This window comes from Mesorhizobium sp. M0522, assembly GCF_040321085.1.
In the GTDB taxonomy this organism is placed as follows: domain Bacteria; phylum Pseudomonadota; class Alphaproteobacteria; order Rhizobiales; family Rhizobiaceae; genus Mesorhizobium.
Genome location: NZ_JAMYQW010000003.1, coordinates 290,017 through 310,922 on the forward strand (window position 1 = coordinate 290,017; position 20,906 = coordinate 310,922).

At 63.5% G+C, this 20,906-nt stretch carries 22 protein-coding genes and 1 pseudogene; 14 read left to right on the forward strand and 9 right to left on the reverse strand.

Going from position 1 to position 20,906, the window contains the following annotated elements; all coding sequences use genetic code 11:
• The first annotated feature begins 65 nt into the window (after window positions 1-65).
• The gene (locus NKI58_RS06325) at window positions 66-290 is read left to right on the forward strand and encodes a hypothetical protein (RefSeq protein WP_023675682.1); all 225 of its coding nucleotides are present in this window, start codon (window positions 66-68) and stop codon (window positions 288-290) included.
• Between the two features lie 87 nt (window positions 291-377).
• Window positions 378-2,879, forward strand: a complete 2,502-nt coding sequence (gene ligD, locus NKI58_RS06330; protein ID WP_352784538.1) for a DNA ligase D — start codon at window positions 378-380, stop codon at window positions 2,877-2,879.
• 8 nt (window positions 2,880-2,887) lie between these two features.
• On the opposite strand, the gene NKI58_RS06335 is transcribed toward ligD, so the two are convergent.
• Window positions 2,888-4,210: a Fic family protein gene (locus tag NKI58_RS06335; protein WP_352824263.1), complete on the reverse strand. Its 1,323-nt coding sequence runs from the start codon at window positions 4,208-4,210 to the stop codon at window positions 2,888-2,890.
• A 334-nt stretch (window positions 4,211-4,544) separates the two neighbouring features.
• Here NKI58_RS06335 and ku point away from each other — a divergent pair, with 334 nt between their 5' ends.
• From ku to NKI58_RS06360, 5 genes and pseudogenes are all read left to right on the forward strand, one after another.
• Entirely contained in the window at window positions 4,545-5,456 is a 912-nt protein-coding gene (gene ku, locus NKI58_RS06340) for a non-homologous end joining protein Ku (protein WP_352784543.1), read from the forward strand.
• A 59-nt stretch (window positions 5,457-5,515) separates the two neighbouring features.
• Window positions 5,516-6,547, forward strand: a complete 1,032-nt coding sequence (locus NKI58_RS06345; protein ID WP_352784682.1) for a tetratricopeptide repeat protein — start codon at window positions 5,516-5,518, stop codon at window positions 6,545-6,547.
• A gap of 182 nt (window positions 6,548-6,729) precedes the next feature.
• A complete protein-coding gene (locus tag NKI58_RS06350) occupies window positions 6,730-7,374 on the forward strand; it encodes an alpha/beta hydrolase family protein (protein WP_352784546.1) in 645 nt (214 codons plus the stop codon).
• Window positions 7,375-7,383: 9 nt separating this feature from the next.
• Entirely contained in the window at window positions 7,384-8,154 is a 771-nt protein-coding gene (locus NKI58_RS06355) for an exodeoxyribonuclease III (protein WP_352784549.1), read from the forward strand.
• Window positions 8,155-8,220: 66 nt separating this feature from the next.
• Window positions 8,221-8,616 (forward strand): annotated as a pseudogene (locus tag NKI58_RS06360) (LysR substrate-binding domain-containing protein); the annotation flags it as partial.
• A 255-nt stretch (window positions 8,617-8,871) separates the two neighbouring features.
• Here the strand turns inward: NKI58_RS06360 and NKI58_RS06365 are convergent.
• Complete coding sequence (locus NKI58_RS06365) at window positions 8,872-9,498, reverse strand: DUF4019 domain-containing protein (RefSeq protein WP_352784551.1); 627 nt, start codon at window positions 9,496-9,498, stop codon at window positions 8,872-8,874.
• A 136-nt stretch (window positions 9,499-9,634) separates the two neighbouring features.
• On the opposite strand from NKI58_RS06365, the gene NKI58_RS06370 reads away from it, so the two are divergent.
• Both NKI58_RS06370 and NKI58_RS06375 read left to right on the forward strand, forming a co-directional pair.
• Complete coding sequence (locus NKI58_RS06370) at window positions 9,635-10,186, forward strand: isochorismatase family protein (RefSeq protein WP_352784554.1); 552 nt, start codon at window positions 9,635-9,637, stop codon at window positions 10,184-10,186.
• 162 nt (window positions 10,187-10,348) lie between these two features.
• Window positions 10,349-11,971, forward strand: coding sequence for an ABC-F family ATP-binding cassette domain-containing protein (locus NKI58_RS06375; RefSeq protein WP_352784557.1), 1,623 nt, complete (start codon window positions 10,349-10,351; stop codon window positions 11,969-11,971).
• 61 nt (window positions 11,972-12,032) lie between these two features.
• Here the strand turns inward: NKI58_RS06375 and NKI58_RS06380 are convergent, their stop codons facing one another.
• Window positions 12,033-12,464: an SAM-dependent methyltransferase gene (locus NKI58_RS06380; RefSeq protein WP_023675692.1), complete on the reverse strand. Its 432-nt coding sequence runs from the start codon at window positions 12,462-12,464 to the stop codon at window positions 12,033-12,035.
• Between the two features lie 491 nt (window positions 12,465-12,955).
• Here NKI58_RS06380 and NKI58_RS06385 point away from each other — a divergent pair, with 491 nt between their 5' ends.
• The 3 genes from NKI58_RS06385 to NKI58_RS06395 all read left to right on the forward strand — a co-directional run bounded on the left by NKI58_RS06385 (window position 12,956) and on the right by NKI58_RS06395 (window position 15,657).
• Window positions 12,956-14,122, forward strand: coding sequence for a KamA family radical SAM protein (locus NKI58_RS06385; RefSeq protein ID WP_352824265.1), 1,167 nt, complete (start codon window positions 12,956-12,958; stop codon window positions 14,120-14,122).
• A 150-nt stretch (window positions 14,123-14,272) separates the two neighbouring features.
• On the forward strand, window positions 14,273-14,524 hold the full coding sequence (locus NKI58_RS06390; protein WP_352586973.1) for an exopolysaccharide production repressor protein: 252 nt from the start codon (window positions 14,273-14,275) through the stop codon (window positions 14,522-14,524).
• Between the two features lie 329 nt (window positions 14,525-14,853).
• Entirely contained in the window at window positions 14,854-15,657 is an 804-nt protein-coding gene (locus NKI58_RS06395) for a hypothetical protein (RefSeq protein WP_352586971.1), read from the forward strand.
• Here the strand turns inward: NKI58_RS06395 and yghU are convergent.
• Window positions 15,654-16,541: a glutathione-dependent disulfide-bond oxidoreductase gene (gene yghU / locus NKI58_RS06400; protein ID WP_352586968.1), complete on the reverse strand. Its 888-nt coding sequence runs from the start codon at window positions 16,539-16,541 to the stop codon at window positions 15,654-15,656. The genes NKI58_RS06395 and yghU overlap by 4 nt on opposite strands.
• Window positions 16,542-16,790: 249 nt before the next feature.
• Between yghU and NKI58_RS06405 the strand changes: the two genes are divergently transcribed.
• Complete coding sequence (locus NKI58_RS06405; RefSeq protein WP_352784566.1) at window positions 16,791-17,696, forward strand: S1C family serine protease; 906 nt, start codon at window positions 16,791-16,793, stop codon at window positions 17,694-17,696.
• Window positions 17,697-17,711: 15 nt separating this feature from the next.
• Here NKI58_RS06405 and NKI58_RS06410 read toward each other — a convergent pair whose 3' ends face one another.
• The 5 genes from NKI58_RS06410 to NKI58_RS06430 form a co-directional block, all read right to left on the reverse strand.
• A complete protein-coding gene (locus tag NKI58_RS06410; protein ID WP_352571350.1) occupies window positions 17,712-18,323 on the reverse strand; it encodes a hypothetical protein in 612 nt (203 codons plus the stop codon).
• 40 nt (window positions 18,324-18,363) lie between these two features.
• Window positions 18,364-18,546 carry a hypothetical protein gene (locus NKI58_RS06415; RefSeq protein ID WP_352571349.1) on the reverse strand — a complete coding sequence of 61 codons (183 nt, stop codon included), beginning with the start codon at window positions 18,544-18,546 and terminating at the stop codon, window positions 18,364-18,366.
• Between the two features lie 220 nt (window positions 18,547-18,766).
• Window positions 18,767-18,949: a DUF3606 domain-containing protein gene (locus NKI58_RS06420; protein ID WP_023675702.1), complete on the reverse strand. Its 183-nt coding sequence runs from the start codon at window positions 18,947-18,949 to the stop codon at window positions 18,767-18,769.
• Window positions 18,950-18,960: 11 nt separating this feature from the next.
• Window positions 18,961-19,269, reverse strand: coding sequence for a hypothetical protein (locus NKI58_RS06425; protein WP_352571348.1), 309 nt, complete (start codon window positions 19,267-19,269; stop codon window positions 18,961-18,963).
• Window positions 19,266-19,643: a hypothetical protein gene (locus NKI58_RS06430; protein ID WP_352465361.1), complete on the reverse strand. Its 378-nt coding sequence runs from the start codon at window positions 19,641-19,643 to the stop codon at window positions 19,266-19,268. Before NKI58_RS06430 ends, NKI58_RS06425 begins: the two co-directional genes overlap by 4 nt.
• Window positions 19,644-19,933: 290 nt before the next feature.
• Between NKI58_RS06430 and NKI58_RS06435 the strand changes: the two genes are divergently transcribed.
• Window positions 19,934-20,893, forward strand: a complete 960-nt coding sequence (locus NKI58_RS06435; RefSeq protein WP_352465360.1) for a prohibitin family protein — start codon at window positions 19,934-19,936, stop codon at window positions 20,891-20,893.
• Window positions 20,894-20,906: the final 13 nt, after the last annotated feature.

Here is a 20,906-nt window from a genome sequence, read left to right on the forward strand (position 1 = left end):
CAGCCGAGCCGCTCTCGGCCATCCTTAAGGCACGCCGCCTTGCGGCTTGTGCGTGAGTAACCAGCATGGCCAGTTCCGTCGCCAGTCAGAAATCCAAGCGCGCCGCGGTGCGGAACGCGCTCGACCGCCACAAGGTGTACATCACTGCGCAGCGTTTTTCGGCCGGCAGCTACAGCGCGCGCGTGCTGGTCGACGGCGAGGCCTATTGGGTCGACGAATTCCGGCTCAGCCAGCTGCAGCAGGGCCTGTCGCCGGCCGAACTCGAATTGACGCCGGCCACCGACGATTGAGCGGCGTGACGCCGACCTGCCCGATGCTGACAAAATGATTCAAGACATGCGCATCAAGCCGTTGTTTTTGCGCAAGAGCATGTGGCCGTGACCGCCCCGCCAAAGCTCAAGGCCTATCGCGCCAAGCGCGAGTTCACGAGGACGCCGGAACCAGCCGGCGGTCTGGTTGCCGATGAGGGCAATCGTTTCGTCGTTCACAAGCATCACGCCACCGCCGATCACTACGACCTTCGCCTGCAGGTCGGCGACGTGCTGAAGAGCTGGGCGGTGCCGCGCGGCCCATCGCTCAATCCGGCCGATAAAAGGCTGGCGGTCGAGACCGAGGACCATCCGCTCGAATATATCGACTTCGAAGGTGTCATTCCCGAAGGCGAATACGGCGGCGGGCCGATGATCGTCTGGGACACCGGCGTCTGGGCGCCGATGGACGATGTCGAGAAGAGCCTGCGCACCGGTTCCTTCAAGTTCCGCCTCGCCGGCGAAAAGCTGAATGGCGGCTGGATGCTGACGCGACTGAAACCGAAGCCCGGCGAGGATGAGGGCAAGAGGAACTGGCTGCTGTTCAAGGAGCGTGATCTGGCCGCCGACGCCAAGCTCGACATACTGGAAGCCCGGCCGGAAAGCGTCAAATCCGGACGCCGCATCGAGGAACTGGTGGCAACGCCGAAGCCGGCCGCCAAGCCTGCCAGGCCGGTGGTGCTGAAGCCAGGTGCTTTGCCGGGCGCCGTCAAGGCGCCGCCGCCTTCCCGGATCGAGCCGCAGCTGACTACGCAGGTTCCGAAGCCGCCGGGCGGCGATGACCCAGCGGCCCGAACGGGCGAAGTCTGGCTGCACGAGATCAAATTCGATGGATACCGCACCATGGCGCATCTCGCTAACGGCGCAGTCAGGCTGATCACCCGCGCCGGCCTCGACTGGACGAAGCGCTATGGCGACCTGCCGCTTGCCTTCGCCAGGCTGCCGTGCCGCGAGGCGATCATCGACGGCGAGGTCGTCGCGCTCGACGCCAAGGGCATCAGCCGCTTTGCCCGTTTGCAAGACGCGCTGGCCGAAGGCGCCGGCAACAAGCTCCACTTCTACGCCTTCGATCTTCTGTATCTCGACGGCTGGGACCTGAGACAAGCGCCGCTCCGCCGGCGCAAGGCGCTGCTTTCGCAATTGCTGTCCGGTCTCGGCGCCAATTCGGCCATCCAGCTCAGCGATCATGTCGAAGGAGATGGCCAGGCACTTTATGACCAGGCATCCGAGATGGGGCTCGAGGGTGTCGTCTCCAAGCGCGCCACGGCAATCTACCAGAGCGGCCGTACCAAGACCTGGACCAAGACCAAGGCGCTTCAGACCGGCGACTTCGTCATCGCCGGCTACACAGTCTCCGATGCGGCAGAGGGGTTGGCTGCACTCGGCCTCGGCGAATTCGAGGATGGCGAATTGCACTATCGCGGCAAGGTCGGCACCGGCTTCGATGCGGGGACCGCCGGCGAGTTGCTGGCCCGGCTGGAGCCGTTGCGCGCCGGGGCGTCCGCGCCGGAAGGGGTTCCCCGCGAAATCATGCGCGAGATGAACTGGGTGCGGCCGCTGCTTTCGGCGCATATCCACTACGCCAACCGGACCACCGACAATGCGCTGCGCCATGCCGTGTTCCGCGGCCTGCGCGACGTCGGCCTGTCGACGCCGGTTTCGGCCAAGCGCAAGCGGCTGATCGCCGAGGCCGACCTCGCCACCATCTTGGTGACCAACCCGACGCGACGGCTGTTCGGCAAGACCGGCCCGACCAAGCTCGACATTGCCGTCTATTACGCGCTGGTCGGCGATTTCATGCTGCCGCACATTCTCGGCCGGCCGGTGTCGCTGGTGCGCTGCCCGACCGGCAGGCCGCAGGACTGTTTCTTCCAGCGCCACGCCTTCACCGGCATGCCGTCCTCTGTGGCGACTTTCGAAGCGACCAATTCGGAGGGCGAGACCAAATCCTATCTCTCGGTGGAAGACGCCAAGGGCTATCTGGCGCTGGCGCAGTTCGGTGTCGTCGAGTTCCACACCTGGGGCACCCATCGCACGCGGCTCGACAAGCCGGACCTGGTCGTTTTCGACCTCGACCCGGGCGAGGGGATCGCCTGGCGCGAGGTGGTTGAGGCGGCGGTGCACATTAAGGGCGAGCTGGAAGCGCTAGGGCTGGTGCCGTTCGCCAAGACGTCCGGCGGCCACGGCATCCACATATCAGTGCCGGTGACGCAAAAGCAGAACTGGAAGAAATTGCACCAGGCGACCAGCGCCATCTCGACGCATCTTGCCGCCACCGCGCCCGACACTTTCACCACCACCATGGGCAAGCATAACCGCAAGCGGCGCATCTTCATCGATTATCACCGCAATGCGCGCGGCCACACTTCTGCGGCTCCCTATTCGCTGCGCGCCCGCACCAATTTGCCGGCCTCGACGCCGGTGAGCTGGAGCGATCTGGAATCCATCGACGCTCCGCAGGATCTGAATTATTCGTCGCTGCCGGGCCTGCTGGCGACGTCAGGCGATCCCTGGGCCGACATGGAAGATTTCGCCAGGGATTTGCCGCCGGTTGGACCTGAGGCTGGCTGACTGTTGATTCATGTTTCGGGAGACAGCCTCGGGAACAGCGTGTCCAAGGCCTTGGCGGGAAAGCGCAGGGATACCAGCCCTTTGGGCGTTTCGGATTCCAGCAGCCCAAGCGAAATGACATCATTGAAAACCCGCCGCGCGGTCCGCTCGGGCAGTCCGGTAATGCGCGAGATTTCGCCTCGCTCGAATTCGCCGCGTATCAGCGCCTCTTCCAGCAGACGGCTGGCTTCCGGCTTCAACTCGCTGCTTGTAGCGTAGGCGCGAAGACGCTTTGCCAGCGTGGCGAGATCAAAAAGGCCGGACATGAAGGTCACTTGGTCAACACAGACGCGCAGGAACCACAGGGTGAAATCCGCTAGCGCGCGCTGTGAGAGATTGCCTCTGCCGTCGAGATCGCCCTGGCGCGGCATGTCGGCATGATCCATCATGGTCTTGTAGTCTTTGCGACTCTTCAGCCCTCGCACCAGTCCACGTGAAATCGACCACAATCCATGAGCGGCGATACCTGCCTCATGTGCCATCGCATGGCTCATCAAGCGGCTGACGCGCCCGTTGCCGTCGGGAAATGGATGGATGAAATTGAAGCGATGATGCGCAGCAGGAATGGCGAGTATCCGGCCTGCCTTGCCGAGCTTTGCGAAGCGGTAGCGCGTTTCGAAATAGCACATGAAATCGTCGACGCGGACGCTGGATGGCGGTTGATGCCTGCCGACCGCAACATCGTGCTCAAGTTTCGATCGCCATTCCCCGGGCACCATGAGAAATTCGCGCCCTGCACCCTTGACACGCAGCATGAGTTCCTCGGCATCCCGATAGAATTCCTGATGCAGCCACAGGATGAAGTCGCGGGAAGCCGGATCAGGTAATCGGCCCCGCGCAGCCATCCGGTCGATCTCGGCCTGGAGCCTGACGTGAGTGGCGGCTTCAAGTTGCAGGTTCCGCCGTTCCTCATCCTTGTCGAAATTTCCTGCCAACGCGCGCTCGATGTCGCGCGGACGCGTGTCATGGCCCTCTATGAGGTTGCTGTAATAGGTATTCATGATGCGCACGAGATCGGCGAGGTTGGCAGCTGTACGGGGATGAAGGCTGCCGCCCAACGTAGCGGACGCCGCCGACAATTCCGCCAGGGCATCCGAGATTTCCTCGGATACCTCCTCCAGACGGGCCGGTTCGATCCGCTGTACGCTTTCTTCCATGGTACGGCTGCCTCCAATTTTTGGCCGATCTTCAGAATTAATAAGTACATAATCATAAATGGTTTTTTCTAGATTAATAGAAAAATTGGCCGATCTTTTGGCCGATTGTCTGCCAGCCGGCCGGCGATCGGTCATGGCCGATCGCAAACGGCGTTATCAGATTGAAACTCCAGCATCAAAGCGGGTCGAGGCACAGGTTTGGCCGATCTTTTGGCCGCTGCACAGAGCCGTCCGGTAGAATGGTGACGGCGGTGCGCCGGTCCGATCTGGAATCCATCGACGCTCCGGAAAATTTGAATTATTCTTCGCGCCGGGTCCCACCGCCGACCCCTCAGCCGAGATGGAAGATTTCGCTAGGGATTTGGCGGTATTGTGAGGGGCAATGTAGGATTTCGGCAGCCCCGTTCGTCCTCCGGACGAATGAACGCTGCGAACAGTTCGACAGCACAAGGCCGCGTAGGAGTATTTCATGGCGCCCAGGGCAAGTTGGAAAGGTTACCTCAAGCTCAGTCTGGTCAGCTGTCCGGTCCGGCTCTATCCGGCGACCAGCGCCAGCGAGCGCATCAGCTTCAACCAGCTGCACAAGAAGACGCACAACCGCATCAACATGAAGCCGGTCGACCCCGAACTCGGGCTGGTCGAGCGTTCAGACCTGGTCAAGGGCTACGAATACGAGGACAAGCAGTACATCATCATCGAGGACTCCGATCTCGATGCGGTACGCATCGAATCCAATCATACGATGAACATAGAGGCCTTTGTCGACGAGCATTCGGTCGACGTCATCTATCAGGACGCGCCCTATTACCTGGCGCCGGACGGCGCAATGGCCGAGGAGACCTTCGTCGTGCTGCGCGAAGCCATGCGCAAATCCGGCAAGCTGGCGATCGCCCGCCTGGTGCTGTCCAGCCGCGAGCGCGTGGTGACGATCGGCGCGCGCGAGAACGGCATGTTCGTCTGCACCTTGAGGAATCCGAACGAAGTGCGTGGCACGGCTGAGTATTTCGGCAATATCCCGGCCGGAAACCCCGATCCCGAAATGCTGCAATTGGCCGAGGCGCTGATCAAGCAGAAGGAAACCACCTTCGAACCGAAGAATTACGAGGACCGCTACGAGATCGCGCTGATGGCGATGATCCGCGAGAAGCTGAAGGGCTATAAGCCGATCATCGCGGCGGCCCCCGAGCGCGGCAATGTCATCAATCTCATGGATGCGCTGAAGGCGAGCCTGTCCCAATCGGCCAAGCCGCCGGCCAAGTCCAAGAGCAAGGCCGATGAGGCGACGAAACCGGCAGCCAAAGCAAAGTCCGCCAAGGGCGGCGCCAAGGAAAACCCGCTCAAGGCCAATCTGCTGCAGGCCGTCGGTAAGAGCAAAGGGTGACGGCGCCCACTGGCACGATCTTCGGCACTATCGGCGCGCTCGCGGCGTTTCCGCTTCGCATGGCGGCGCGCGAGGTCGCGCGCCGGCAGGGCCAATTGCGGCGCGGAGTCACCAGACGGACCACCCATGTGGTATTCGGGCGGACGTTCCTCGCCAAGGCCGATGATGCCGAGATTGAGCGCCGCGTCGTCACCGAGCGCGCGGCCGGGCGCAAGCTGGTCAGCGAGAACGGCTTCCTGCGCCTGCTCGGCCTGATGAAAGCGCCGGAGGCTTCGGCGCTGTCGCGGCAGTCGCTGATCGACCAGTCGCGGCTGACCGGCGAGGATCTCGACCTTTTGTCGCTGTTCGATGCCTTCGAGCATGATTGCGAACCGTATTCCTTTCGCGACCTGATCCTCGCCCGCAAATATGCCGGGCTGGTTGCCGGCGGCGCCTCATGGGGGGCGATTGCGCGCTCGGTGCACCGGTCGGGCCCGGTCGCCTCGCTCACCGCCAAGTCGCTCGCCGTCGGCTCACAGCATGGGCGGGCCGACGCGATCTATCTCGAGGGCGGCCAGAGCGAACTCGACGGCCAGCTGCTGTTCGATCTGGGAACGCAGGATGACGACACGCTGGAAGAGCTGTTCGCCGATGCCGAGGCGGCGGAAGGGGCTGAAGACCACGAGCAGGCGGCCGCGCTCTACCAGCGCTGCCTGGCCATCGACCCAAGCGATGCCATCGCCGCCTTCAACCGCGCCAACTGCCTGCGCGCCGCCGGCCACGCGGCCGAGGCGGCGCACGACTATGCCCGCGCCATCAAGTGCGACCCCGGCTTCGTCGAGGCCTGGTTCAATCTTGCCGGGCTGATGAGCGAAGAGGGGCGGGTAGCCTCGGCGCGCCGCCATTTGCTGAAGGCGATCGCATTGGACGCTGATTATGCCGATGCGGTATTCAACCTTGCCAGGCTGGAGTTCGACGCCGGCAATCTCGCCGAGGCGCGGCGTCGCTGGGTGCGCTACCTCGAACTCGATCCCAACTCCGAATGGGCGCGCACGGCGGCCAAGGGGATACAGTTCGTGGATTTGCAGCTGGCGCGGAAATCGGCGGGGTGAGGTAGTAGCGCCACCTTCTCCCCTTGTGGGAGAAGGTGGATCGGCGCGCAGCGCCGAGACGGTTGAGGGGTGTTGGAAGAAATGAGGCGTCGGCGTTCCCTGGAACACCCCTCATCCGACCGAGCTTCGCTCGGCCACCTTCTCCCACAAGGGGAGAAGGGGTCACCAGCGTTGGAGTCCCCATGACAACCTTCCTCTTCGACGGGCCCGACACCGCCGCCATCACTATCCTGCTCGCCCATGGCGCAGGCGCTCCTATGGACTCCCCCTCGCTGACAGCCACGGCAAAAGCGCTGGCCGAGGCCGGCTTCCGCGTTGCGCGCTTTGAATTCCACTACATGGCGGCTCGCCGCTACGGCTACCGCAAGCCGCCGCCGCGCGCCGAGACGGTTAACCCGGAATACGTCAAGGCGATCGCCGACCTCCGGGCGAAGGGCGTGGAGGGTCCGCTCATCATCGGCGGCAAGTCGATGGGCGGACGCGTCGCTTCGATGATCGCCGACGAGATGTTTTCAAAGGGCGAGATCTCGGGCCTGCTTTGTCTCGGCTATCCCTTCCATCCGCCTGACAAACCGACGCAGCTTCGGACAAAGCACCTCGCCGATCTCAAGACGCCGACGGTGATCTTCCAGGGCACGCGCGACGAGTTCGGGACCAAAGACGAGGTCGCGACCTATGCTTTGTCCGACGCAATCGAGATCTTCTGGCTGGAAGACGGCGACCATGATCTGAAGCCGCGCAAAAACATCTCCGGCTTCTCCACCGCCGATCATCTGAAGACGCTCGCTGATGCGGTGAAGGCGTGGACCGAACGCATCGTGCGTTGAAGCAGGCCGATGAAGATCGCCACCTTCAACGTCAACAACATCAACAGCCGGCTGCCGAACCTGCTCGCATGGCTGGCCGCCGCCAAACCCGACATCGCCTGCCTGCAGGAACTAAAGGCCAGGCAGACGCAGTTTCCGCGCACTGCGCTTGCGGCGGCCGGCTACGGCGCGGTTTGGGTCGGGCAGCCGACCTGGAACGGCGTCGCCATCCTTTCGCGTGGCGCAGAACCCGTTCTGACCCGCGAGGCGCTGCCCGGCGACGACAGCGACCAGCAGGCGCGCTACATCGAGGCAGCGGTCAACGGCATCGTCGTCGCCTGCCTCTACGCGCCGAACGGCAATCCGCAGCCCGGCCCGAAATTCCAGTACAAGCTCAACTGGCACGAAAGGCTGGAGGCGCATGCCGCGCAGTTGCTCGACACCGGCCTGCCGGTGGTGCTGGCCGGCGACTACAACATCGTGCCCGAGCCGCGCGACATCTACCCGACCCGCTCCTATGACGACAACGCGCTGGTCCAGCCGGAAAGCCGCGCATCGTTCCAGCGGCTGCTCGACCAGGGCTGGCTTGACGCGCTGCGCAAGAAGCACCCGAACGAGACGCTCTACACATTCTGGGATTACCGCCGCAACCGCTGGCCGCGCGGTGCCGGCCTGCGCCTCGACCATATCTTGCTCAGCAAGAAGCTGTCGCGCCGGCTGGTAGCGGCGGGCATCGACCGCGACGTGCGCGGCGAGACCGGCGCCAGCGATCACGCGCCGGTCTGGGTGGAGTTGAAGTGAGGCACGGAGGCTGGCGCCGCCTTTCCGGGCGGCAACCAGTCAGGTTGGCCGCGCCGCTTCGCGGGCGAACGCCTCGGCATGCCGGCAACCCTCGACGATCTCGAAGGCCATCTGATGGTCGGCTTCCGCTCGTCGCGGACCGGCGAGGTCATGCCGCTCGAATTCACCGTCGGCGGCGCGTTGAGTTATGTCAGCCTGCCCAACCGGGTGACGGTCAACGGCTCCGACACGATGGCGGAGCTGGCGCGTCTCGGCTTCGGCCTAGTGCAGGCGCCGCACTACCGCTTCGCCGGGGATTTCACACGCGGCACGCTTGTCGAAGTGCTGCCGGATTGCCCGCCGTCGCCGACACCGCTGTCGGCGCTCTACCCGCAGAACCGCCAGCTCGCGCCACGGGTACGCGTGTTCATCGACTGGGTGACCGGGATTTTTGGCGAGGATGGGACATCGGGCCGGGTGTGATCGTCCGGGCCGCCGGCTACTTTGCGAAGGGCGATCGGACGAGATAAACATCGCGCTTGGGTTTAGTGACAAGCGCACCGCCGGCACCTATGCCGTGATGGGCGGGATTGGGTGAGGACAAAAGCTGCGCTCTCGCTGCGTTCGCGTCCCGGGCCGGCAAACTGTAGGAGTTCACCGACATCGTTGCGCTGATCGAAGCGAGGGAAACCGAAAAGCCGATGGTCGCGGAAGGTACAAAAACGGACCGCCTCACCTTCACGATGGAAAATTCGGACAGTTAGCCGACAACTCGGCCCATGCTCGATCCAATTCGAGTTTCGATTGGGTCTTTTCAATGCTTTTCGCGGTAGAGTTGTCGATGAAGTTGCTTTCGACCCGCATGACTCGAAAATTTCCACCTGATGGCCGCTGATAGAGGACAATATAGCCGCAGTAACGATCGATGTTTTCAAACTTCGCCGCTATGTCGACTGCGGCATAGACGCCAGGAAAGGCAGCGTTCTCTGGGTCCTTCAACCACGTGAATTTGAGTAGCCGGCGCTCGCGCACAGCGCCGGCCTGAGAATGAAAATGTTTACTTTGCTCCACGAAGGCGTTCGATGGGATCGAAGCTTTGGCGGTATCAGTTATCATTTCGTATGCCCGCCCATACTCTTGGCTATCGAGCGAAAGGAAATAGCGACCAACCGTTTCCGTTGCATCTCGAACCGCGTCCTCCGAGGGCGTCCACTCTTGCGATTGTGCGGGTAGGATCGCAACCAACACCGAAGTCACGATCGCAAGGAAAGCTACGGCTGCATGTGTCAAGGGAATTTCTTCGCAGGAGCTTGCCACGAATGCAATCCGGTCACGGCCGATAGCCGGAATTTCGAACTGACCCACATCCCAACGGCGCGCTATGTTAGCGCCGCTGCAAGCGGATTGTCACATATCTCGAACTCCAGCCACTTGCGGTTGCCCGTGCGCGCCATCGCGGCCCTGATCCTTGATCAGCTCCGCCCTCGTGCTATAAAAAACCATGTCAGGGACCAGCCCCGCGGCCGCTGCGCCGCTGATCGTGATCGACCTTCAGACCGGCATGTTCGACGGTGTCGCCGAACCGCCGATCCATGATGCCGACGGCATGGTTGCCCGCAGCCGCGCGCTGATCGAGTGGGCGCGGCGCAGCGGGCGCAAGATCGCCTTCATCAGGCATGACGGGCCGCAGGGCGATCCTTTGGCGCCGGGTGAGCCGGGCTGGCCGGTGTGGCCGGCGCTCGGCCAGGCCGAGGACGAGCCGACTTTCGCCAAGCGTGTCGGCGATGCGTTCAGCAATGCCGCCCTTGCAGAATGGGTGGCCGGGCAGGGCGCCGGCGAGGTCGTTCTGATCGGCGCGCAGACCGATTTCTGCGTGGCGGCCACGGTGAAGGGCGCCTTTGCAGCGGGCCTGGGCGTCACCGTGGTTTCCGACGCCCACAGCACGCTCGACGCGGCCAGCGAGACCGCCGCGGAGATCATCGCCCGGCACAATGCGGCATTTGCCGCCGCCGGGGTCAAGCTGGCGACGACAAAAGCCCTGACCGATAGCTGATCCGCCGGCTCATCCCTACGCCGTCAAGGCCTGATCCAGCCGGGAAGCAACTGGCGGGTTCAGACAATTTGGCGCGGGGCGCCTCATCAATTGCGGGCTTCCGCAAGCGCGGCCTATCGCGTATTGGCGCGGGAACGCTCCTTTGGCCTTCCCCGGAAACCCATGATTCGTCTCGAAAGCATCAGCAAGCAGAACGGCCGTCAGATCGTCTTCATCGAAGCCTCCGCCGCCTTGCAGAAGGGCGAGAAGGTCGGGCTGGTCGGGCCTAACGGCGCCGGCAAGACGACGCTGTTTCGCATGATCAACGGCGAGGAGCAGCCCGACGAAGGCCAGGTCTCCGTCGATCGCGGCGTCACCATCGGCTATTTCAGTCAGGATGTCGGCGACATGTCCGGCCGCAGCGCCGTTGCCGAAGTGATGGACGGCGCCGGACCGGTCAGCGAAGTGGCGGCCGAGATGCGCGAGCTCGAGCACGCCATGGGCGACCCTGACCAGGCCGACCAGATGGACGAGATCATCGCCCGCTACGGCGAGGCGCAGCACCGCTTCGAGGAGCTCGACGGCTACGCGCTGGATGGCCGGGCGCGCGAGGTGCTGGACGGCCTTGGCTTCAGCCAGGAGATGATGGACGGCGACGTCGGCAAGCTGTCCGGCGGCTGGAAAATGCGCGTGGCACTGGCCAGGATCCTTTTGATGCGGCCCGACGCCATGCTGCTCGACGAGCCGAGCAACCATCTCGACCTCGAAAGCCTGATCTGGCTGGAGCAGTTCCTGAAGAACTATGACGGCGCGCTGCTGATGACCTCGCACGACCGCGAGTTCATGAACCGCATCGTCAACAAGGTGGTCGAGATCGACGGCGGTTCGCTGACCGCCTACTCCGGCAACTACGAATTCTACCAGCAGCAGCGGGCGATTGCCGACCGGCAGCAGCAGGCGCAGTTCGAGCGCCAGCAGGCGATGCTGGCCAAGGAGATCGCCTTCATCGAGCGCTTCAAGGCGCGGGCTTCACATGCCGCCCAGGTACAGAGCCGGGTGAAGAAGCTGGACAAGATCGACCGTGTCGAGCCGCCCAAGCGCCGCCAGAAGGTGTCGTTCGACTTCCAGCCGGCGCCGCGCTGCGGCGAGGACGTGGTGACGCTGAAGAACGTGCACAAGGGCTATGGCAGCCGCTCGATCTACGAGGGATTGGATTTTCAGGTGCGCCGCCGCGAGCGCTGGTGCATCATGGGCGTCAACGGCGCCGGCAAGTCGACGCTGCTGAAGCTGGTCGCTGGCGCTTCCGAGCCGGACAATGGCACGGTGGCGCGCGGGCCCAGCGTCAAGATGGGCTATTTCGCCCAGCACGCCATGGAAGTGCTGGAGGGCGAGCGCACCGTGTTCCAGACGCTGGAAGATGCATTTCCGCAGGCCGGCCAGGCGCCGCTCAGGGCGCTGGCCGGCTGCTTCGGCTTTTCCGGCGACGAGATCGAGAAGAAATGCCGCGTGCTGTCGGGCGGCGAGAAGGCGCGGCTGGTGATGGCGCTGATGCTGTTCGATCCGCCCAATTTGCTGGTGCTGGACGAGCCGACCAACCACCTCGACATCGCCACCAAGGAGATGCTGATCACGGCACTGTCGCAGTACGAGGGAACCATGCTGTTCGTCTCGCATGACCGCCATTTCCTAGCGGCGCTGTCGAACCGGGTGCTGGAACTGACGCCCGAGGGCATCCACACCTATGGCGGCGGCTATACCGAATATGTCGAGCGCACCGGGCAGGAGGCGCCGGGGTTGCGGAGCTGAGGCCGGCTCTGCCGCTCACGGTCACGTAGACGCTCGGTTCCGGAGGCCAAGCACGAGGTGCTCAGCCATGTATCGCAATTTCGCGCAGCGGATCGCCGCCGTCGATGAACAGCCGGCCTTGCGCGGTCAACGCCGCCTTGAGCCGTCGCAGGGCAATTTTTCCTGCTTCGGGATGACGCCCGTCCAGCGCGCCGACGCGCACCGCAACGGCAATGTCGAAGTGCTTCTCATCGGCTTCCAACTCGAAATCCTCGATGGCGATCTGGCGAAGGCTCAGCCGGCCTGCCGCAATCTCGGCGCGCGAGGCGGCCCCGGCCTGCGCGATGGCCTTGGCCGAGCGGTCGATCGCCAGCACGTGCCCACCGCCGATCCGGCGCGCGATCTCGCGCGCTGCAGCACCCGGTCCGCAGCCGATCTCCAGCACTCGCATGCCCTGCCGCAAGGGCAGCGCATTGACGATCTCCAAAAGCCTTGGCGACAAGTCGTTCGCCATACGCTCTTCTCCAGCTTTTTCGCAATCCGAGATTAGCGACCGCGGCCGGCGACGGGAAGGCCGAGAGACGCGGACATCGCCGATGTGTTCAGCTGGTATGTTCAGTTGGGGGCTTGAGCAGGGGGCATGATCGACATCGAAGAGGTCGACGATCCGGTCTCGACCGCGGGCGACCGGGCGGATCCCGAGCGGCCCGGCGTCGTTGACCTGAGGGGTAGGGAGGGGAACTGGCGCCGAGCCTAACCGGTTGGGGGGTAGATCACCGGCCGTTTATGTGTATACGCTCAAGCTAATATAAGAGCAAGCTAATGTTTTGCGTCAGCGATGTTGGACGATTGTTCTGATCAGTGGCCGGTTGTGGCTTCCTGCCGCGCCCTCCAACCCGGCCAAACACCGCTTATTGCCTTCAAGTCCTGGCTCCAATGCTGTACCCCGGCCCGAAATTCAAGGAGCCTGCGATGACCTCACATCCCGACATCCCCGACGCCAGCATGGCGGTCGATGCGGCCGGCGTGGCAGCCGATGACCGGCGCGCTCGCGAGGCGGATGCCGCATGGCGGGACGATGTTCGCGAGGGCGTGCGGCATGTAGGCGATCTGGATTCGCTGCCGCTGTCGCCAGCCGAGCGGGCGGCGGCCGAAGCCGCGGCCACGCGCCACAAGGTTCGCATTCCCAAGGCCTATCTCGACCTGATCGACTGGAACGACCCCGCCGATCCGATACGGCTTCAGGTCATCCCGTCGCCCGACGAACTGGCAGAGCAGGAGGGCGAACTCGACGATCCGATCGCCGACCACGCCTTCAGTCCCGTGCCTAGATTGACGCATCGACATGCCGACCGGGTTCTGTTGTTCCCGACCTATCAATGCGCGGTCTATTGCCGGTTCTGCTTTCGCAAGGAGCAGCTGACGTCGATCGGCCGCGGCTACACGCGCGAAGCTCTCGACGAAGCCTTCGCCTATATCGCGGCCCATCAGGAAATCCGCGAGGTGATCCTGACCGGCGGCGACCCGCTATCGCTGCCGGACAGGGCGCTGGCGGAAATCCGCGCCCGTGTCGAGGCGATCCAGCATGTGCGGCTGTTGCGCATCCACACTCGCGTACCCGTCGCGCTGCCGTCGCGCGTCACCGGCGGGTTGATTCAAGCCTTGCAGGGTCGGCTGATGGTCACTGTCGTCACCCATTTCAACCATCCACGCGAAATCACGGAGGCGACCGAGCGGGCCTGCCGCACGTTGCGGCAGGGCGGCTTCGTGCTGCTGAACCAGAGCGTTCTGCTGAAAGGCGTGAACGATACGGTCGAGGTGCTGGAAGAGCTGTGCCGCGAGCTGATGTATCGCCTTGGCGTCAAACCCTATTACCTGCACCACGGCGATCTCGTGCGCGGCATGGCGCACCGGCGCACCACGATCGCCGAGGGCCAGGCGCTGGTCAGCGCCTTGCGTGCGCGCCTGTCGGGCATCTGCAATCCCGTCTACGTGCTGGACCTGCCGGACGGCGGAGGGAAAGTGCCGCTCGGCCCGTCCCATCTTGAGGCACGGGAAGGGGAGACGTGGCGAATACGTGGGCTTGATGGGGCGGTGAGGGGGTATGGAGAGCTGGTTGGGGAGGAGGGGACGCGCAGCCGCCGTCCAAGCCAGCCCACCTTGGTGACCTGACATGCAGCCCTTGATCACGGAAGCATGCGTTAACTGCTGTCCTATTTGGTGCTTGCGCAATTGCTAAAATAGTGAAAACGTTGGTCCGGGGTAAAGGGTTAGGGGAGTTCGTCCCGGCTGTTGCCAGTTCCGGGGCGGCGCAGAAAAGTCATGAACTTTCCACAGTTCCTGGTGGGGCTGACCACCACATCGTCCATCGTGGCGATCTCGACTTACCTTGCGACGGGTTCAATCTGGAAGACGCTGGCCTGGACGATCTTGACCTTGATCGTCATGCAGGTTGGATATTTCCTGTTCGTCGTCCGGTTGATCTACGGATCTGGGGCGAAAAGCGCGGAGGCAAAGCCGCGGCGTCTGAGGGCTGTGCCGCCGAGCCGTCGAGGTCGCGTTCAGCTTATGTAGTAATGTCCCATATAGATATCATGGTCTAGACAGGACATGTTCGGTTCTGGGAATGTGCATTGGACGTTCCGCTAGTTTAGTCAACTAATATATATCGCCCAACTCATATCGTCGTTTTTGGGCTAGCGGGAAAACCTGCCTGCTGCTTGTACGACGGTGCCTAAGGCCACATTTTACAACCGGCTGGCAAGCTCCCTTTTGTTGATGCCAGCTTAAATCCGGCTGGTGTTTTCGATGGGCCGTTGAGGCTATAAAGCCGTTCAACCGGGCGGCATCGAGATGCATTTCGGCCGGTCGAGAGGGTTGTGGTGATCGACGGAACGCCAAACGTGATCTTGCTGATCGGTAGCGCCCCCGATGTGGTGCGCTGCGCCGCCTGGCCCAAGCAGGCCTTCGGCAAGATCGTCGCCATCAACAACGCCTGGCGCGTGCGCCCCGACTGGGATTTCCTCGTCCATGCCGGCGATTTCTCGGCGGAGCGGATGCCGCAAGGCGGTCCCCTGCAGCAGGCGCAGATCTTCAGCGCCTCGCACTACGTGCCGGCGCAAAACAGCTTTGGCGGCTTCGTCTATGCCGGCGGCACCATGTCGATGACGGCGGCCTACTGGACGATCCACAGTCAGAAGCCGGACGTGCTGGCATTCCTTGGCTGCGACATGATCTACGACCAGCCCGGCAACACGCATTTTTACGGCGTCGGCCGCGCCGATCCGCTGCGCAACGACGTCACCCTGCGCAACCTCGAGGCGAAGTCGGCCCGCCTGCTCATCCATGCGCTTCGGCGCGGCTGCCTGTGCGTCAACCTATCCGACCTGCCGCGCAGCCGGCTGATCTTCCCGCGGCTGACGCTCGATGAACTCGGCGCGCTTTCTTCCTCGCAGCTTTCGGAAATGAAGGCGGAGATGCTTGCCGGCCTGCGGCTCGATCAGGCGGAGGAGGCCGACAGGATCGAGAAGGAACTCGGCTATTTCTTCGAGGACGGCATGTACTGGAAGCACCTCAACAAACTCGACGAGAAATTCCTGGCCAACATCGACCGGCTGTGGATGGCGGCGGTGAAGGCGAGCTTGAGCAGTCGGCCGAAGCTGCCGATCTCCCCTACAAGGCGGGAGATCGGCGCGTCGTCCGCTTAGCTTTTGGCCGCCTCGAGCTTGTCTTGCGTCTTCGTCTCGAAGTCGCTGGCGTCATGGCGCTCGTGCAGCTGCATCGAAGGCTCGCCGAAGGTGCGGTTGACCATGCGGCCGCGCTTGACCGCCGGCCGCGCGTCGATGGCGTCGGCCCAGCGCTGCACGTTCTTGTACTGCTCCACCTGCAGGAACTCGCCGGAATCGTCATACATACGGCCCTTGGCCAGCCCGCCATACCAGGGCCACACCGCAATGTCGGCAATCGTATAGTCGCTGCCGCCTAAATACTCGCTTTCGGCGAGGCGTCGGTCGAGCACGTCCATCTGCCGCTTGGTTTCCATGGCGAAGCGGTCGATGGCATATTCGATCTTCGTCGGCGCATAGGTGTAGAAATGGCCGAAGCCGCCACCGAGATAGGGCGCCGAGCCCATCTGCCAGAACAGCCATGACAGGGTCTCGGCGCGAGCCGGCTGCTCCGTCGGCAGGAATTCGCCGAATTTTTCGGCGAGGTAGAGCAGGATCGAGCCGGATTCGAAGATGCGGACCGGCTTTTTCCCACTGCGATCCATCATGGCCGGGATCTTCGAGTTGGGGTTGACCTCGACGAAGCCGCTGCCGAACTGGTCGCCGTCGTTGATCCTAATAAGCCAGGCGTCGTATTCGGCGCCGCTGTGGCCGAGCGCCAGAAGTTCCTCCAGCATGATCGTCACCTTGACGCCGTTCGGTGTCGCCAACGAATAAAGCTGCAGCGGATGCTTGCCGACCGGCAGTTTCTTGTCATGCGTCGGGCCGGCGATCGGCCGGTTGATGCTGGCGAAAGCGCCGCCATTTGCCTTGTTCCAGGTCCAGACTTTTGGCGGCGTGTATTGGTCCGTTGCGTAGTCGTTCATTTGGGAGGCCTTTGGAAGGGTTGGGTTGGGAGGATATCAGATATCAACGTGGGTAATGGCGGAGGAACTTTGCATAGGGCAGCTTGGGATAGCCGTAGGTACAGATAGGGCTGCCGGCGCTGTTGCAAAACCCCGGCGCGAACGGCGCGGCGCCGGTCCACGCCAAAGCCGGCGCCACCTCTTGCGCCTGATCACCTGCGCCATACCTATAGCCCATATCAGCCTGCGAACATTGCCAGGAACCAAAGCATGAATATCGAACCCCTTTTGCGATCCATCGTGGCCGTCCGCGCCACCGTGCCAGAGGACGCCTTCACGGCAAATACACTTGGCACCCGCCGCGAGGGCAGTGGCGTGGTCATCCGCGGCGACGGGCTGGTACTTACCATCGGCTATCTCATCACTGAGGCCGAGGAGGTCTGGCTGGCCGACCAGGACGGGCGTGTGGTTCCCGCCCATGCGCTCGCCTACGACCAGGGGTCGGGCTTCGGCCTGGTGCAGGCGCTGGCGCCGCTCGGGCTGCCCGCCATTGCGCTCGGCGATGCGTCCAGGGCCAAGATCGGCGATCCCGTCGTGCTCGCCGACGGCGTCGGCCGCTCCGTGCGGGCGCGGATCGTCACCAAGCAGGAATTCGCCGGCTATTGGGAATATCTGCTCGACGAGGCGATCTTCACGGCGCCGGCTCACCCCTCATGGGGCGGCGCCGGCCTCATCGGCGCGGATGGCAGGCTGCTCGGCATCGGTTCGCTGCGCCTGCAGATGAGCCGCAACGGCGAGGTCGCCGACATCAACATGGTGGTGCCGATCGATCTTCTGCCGCCCATCCTCGACGATCTGCTGACGCGCGGGCAGGTCGCCAGGCCGCCGCGGCCGTGGCTCGGCGCCTTCTCGGCCGAGAGCGACGGCAAGGTCGTGGTGATGAGCGTCGCCGAGGGCGGTCCGGCCGCCCAGGCGGGCCTTCGCCAAGGCGATGTCATCTCGGATGTCCGCGACACGGCGGTCGATGGGCTTGCCGATTTTTATCGCAAGCTTTGGAAGAGCGGCCCGGCCGGTGCCGAGATCCCGCTCCGGGTGCTGCGCGATGGCCGCGAAACCTGGCTGCGCGTCAAGTCCGCCGATCGCAACAGCCTGCTGTGGAAGCCGCCGCTGCAGTGAGGCAACCGAAACCTCTCACTCTCCGCAAGCGCTGAAGCCAGTGCCCGGGGTCCATTCCGCAAATGGGATGACCTTGCCTTCGACCGATACGGTCGCTTGCCTGGTGCTGCCGTCCGCCAGCTTCTTGCTGCTTTTGCCCTTGCCGGTCAGCACATTGTAGTCGCAGTCGCCGGCAACATTGTCGTCCATGTAATCCCAATACTCGTAGGCAAAACCGGCGACGACGAACGTGCCGTTGCGCCAGGCGAGCGTCAGCGTCTTGTTGGTCCGCTCGCTGCCGATCTCCATCGCCGGAATATCGAGCTTGATCGAACCGTTGGGGAGCCCGGTGAGTTCGGGCTCGGTGTCGGATGTGGCGGGGCCCGGCCGGTCGTAATCCTTCCATTCCCCGTCAATCTGATCATGCACGATCCCGGCAGGTTTTAGAAAATCGCCATCGCGATCTTTGAGGAAAAAATACAGGTCCATGGGAGAGCCGGGCTCGGTCTCGACGATCATCGCCAGATCGGCGGCGCCGTCGCCGTTCCAGTCGCCGGTCGCCGCCGTGATGATCTTCTGGGTCTCGATCGGCTCCGCCAGGGCGGCGGCCGGCAGCAGCAAGACCAGACCGAATATTGTCGATCGCATGTAGATCCCCCGCGCTTGGGCAGGCCTGAGAGCACGCTTCTCAGGAGGCCCGGCTCTGCCGCGTCTCGGAACGGCTCGTCTCGTTGAGCAGCCGGCAGAGCGAAACCGCTTCACGACGGCTCAGGCCGATCAGCGCGATTTCCGAAAATTGCGCCGGCAGATCGTGAACGATGTCCCACACCATCCAACGGCCGTCCGGCTCCATGACACATTCGTAGCGCAATAATTGTTCCTGCATCCGACCCCCGGCTTTGCTCACCGGACTGGTACAGCGTCGAGGTAAATGAGTTGTTGCGCCGCGGTAGTATTCCGCGGCTATCGAAACCGGGCGTTGAATCCCGCAGCGGCGGGCCCGAGGGGCCGCCCGGCGGTGCGGATACTCTCGACAAGGCGGCAGGGCAGGGACGCTTCCGGCGTGAACGGCGGCCGCCGCCAGAATTGGATCAGGCGTTGCGGCTCGCCATATGCGCGTCGAGCTTCCTCCTCGAGGGGCCGTAACGCTTGATGATGGTCGCGGCCTCGCTTTGCGGTATGCCGTATTTGCGGGCAAACGCAGCGACCTCGTATGGCTCTTCGCCGGAGACCAGTTTGCGATCCTGCTTGGTCTTGGATTTGTCGTCGGCCATGGCGTCCTCCATCACATCTGGTCGTTATAGGGCTCCTTGGTCCGGCCGACCATCCTGGCCAGTTCGGCAAAGGTCGGCACGCCGGTTTCGCCCTGGGCGTTGTTGGCCGCCTGCAGCAGCCTGAGCGGAAAGCAGACGGCGTCGCGGTTGGATGGCGACATGTCTTCATAGAGACGCTCGTCGCTGGTCATCGCCGCCTCGGCCCGGCGCAACGCCATGTCGACCTCGTCGACCGACAGCAGGCCCTTGTGGACCAGCGCGTTGTTGACGGCCGCGATCGCCATCATCAATCCTTCGAGCTGGAGATTGGCGACGTTCATCGTCTTGCGTCCTTGCCGGGCTTCTTGGCGGTGGCCTTGCCGTCTGGCCGGATCGCTGCGCGCGGCGGGTTCTGGCCCTCCGAATGAAGGGTCCTGTCGTCGAAATCGTCAGCCGGCCTGGTCAATCCCATGCCGCCGGGAGGTGGCTTGTTGCCGGCCGCATCCTGCGAAAATTCGTCGGCCGCGTCGGGGCTCGTCTTTGCCGGATATTTCCTCGCTCCGGTCTCGTAGCGGTTCGGGTCGTCGGCCATGTCCTGTGCTCCCGTTGCAATGAGCGGATAACTTTCATGCGGCGGCAGCGGTTCCGTGGCGAAATCGACCTTGCCGGTGTGCAAGCCTTCGCAATCTGTCGGGTTTCGTGCATTCTTGTGCATGCCAACGATGCTTCGCTCCGACGCGTCAGCAAAATGCTGCTCCTACTGCGGCGGGCGCGACCACGACTACGAGGATTGCCCGAAGCGCAAAACCGATGCCGAACGGCAGAAGGAGACGCCAGGCAACGCGTCCCAGCCCGCTGCCGCGGCTGCAGGGGAAATCCGCTAGCCAGCCTGAACCACCCGCCGGTCCGGCCGGTTGGCGCGAAGGTCCTTCCATATCCAGAGGATTGCAATGCCGCCACTATTGTGGGCAAAAGCAGCACGGGCAATCAGGTTGGGGTGGGGTGATGACCGAAACGCAAGGTAATTCAAGCCGTCCGCAGGGCAAGCCGGGGATGGCATCGGGGTCGATCGGTTCCGGCCTGATCGCACTCGTCATCGTGGCGCTCGGCGTCTTTGCGCTGTTTGGATCCTGGTACACGATCGACCAGGGCGACCGCGGCGTGCTCTTGACCAACGGAGCGCTGAGTTCGGTCGTTGATCCCGGACTGCATTTCAAGCTGCCGTGGTTACAGCGTGTCGAGAAGATCAGCCTGCGCCAGCAGGTGCTCAAATGGGGCTGCGAGAACCAGAACGATTGCAGCGGCCTGCCGGCCATGCAGGCCTATTCGCGCGACCAGCAGCCGGCCGACATGCGCGTCACCGTCAACTTCCACGTGCCGGCCGCCGAAGTCAGCAACGTCTACACCAACTATGGATCGATCGAGGCACTGGCCGACCGTGTCATTGCCAGGAAAGCACCGCAGGAGATCAAGACGGTGTTCGGCCAGTACGACGCGGTGTCGGTTATCCAGAACCGGGCGAAGTTCAACAAGGACGTCGCCGAGGCCATCGCGGCGGTAACCGACGGCCCGGTGATGATCGACAGCGTGCAGGTCGAGAACATCGACTTCTCCGACGCCTACGAGCAGGCGGTCGAAGCCAGGATGACGGCTCAGGTCGAGGTGCAGAAGCAGGAACAGAACCTGCAGCAGGAAAAGATCAAGGCCGATATCGCCGTCACCCAGGCCAAGGGCCGCGCCGACAGCGTCAAGGCCGAAGCCGAGGCCAGCGCCTACAAGACCAGGGTCGAAGGCGATGCGACCGCGGGCGCCATCAAGGCTCGCGCCGCCGCAATCGCCAACAATCCGCTGCTGGTCGAACTGACCAAGGCGGAGAGATGGAACGGCGAATTGCCGAAGTCGATGATCCCGGGCTCGACCGTACCGTTCCTCGAACTCAGCACGCCTGCCGCAGCATCGAACTGAGGCGCGGCGCAAA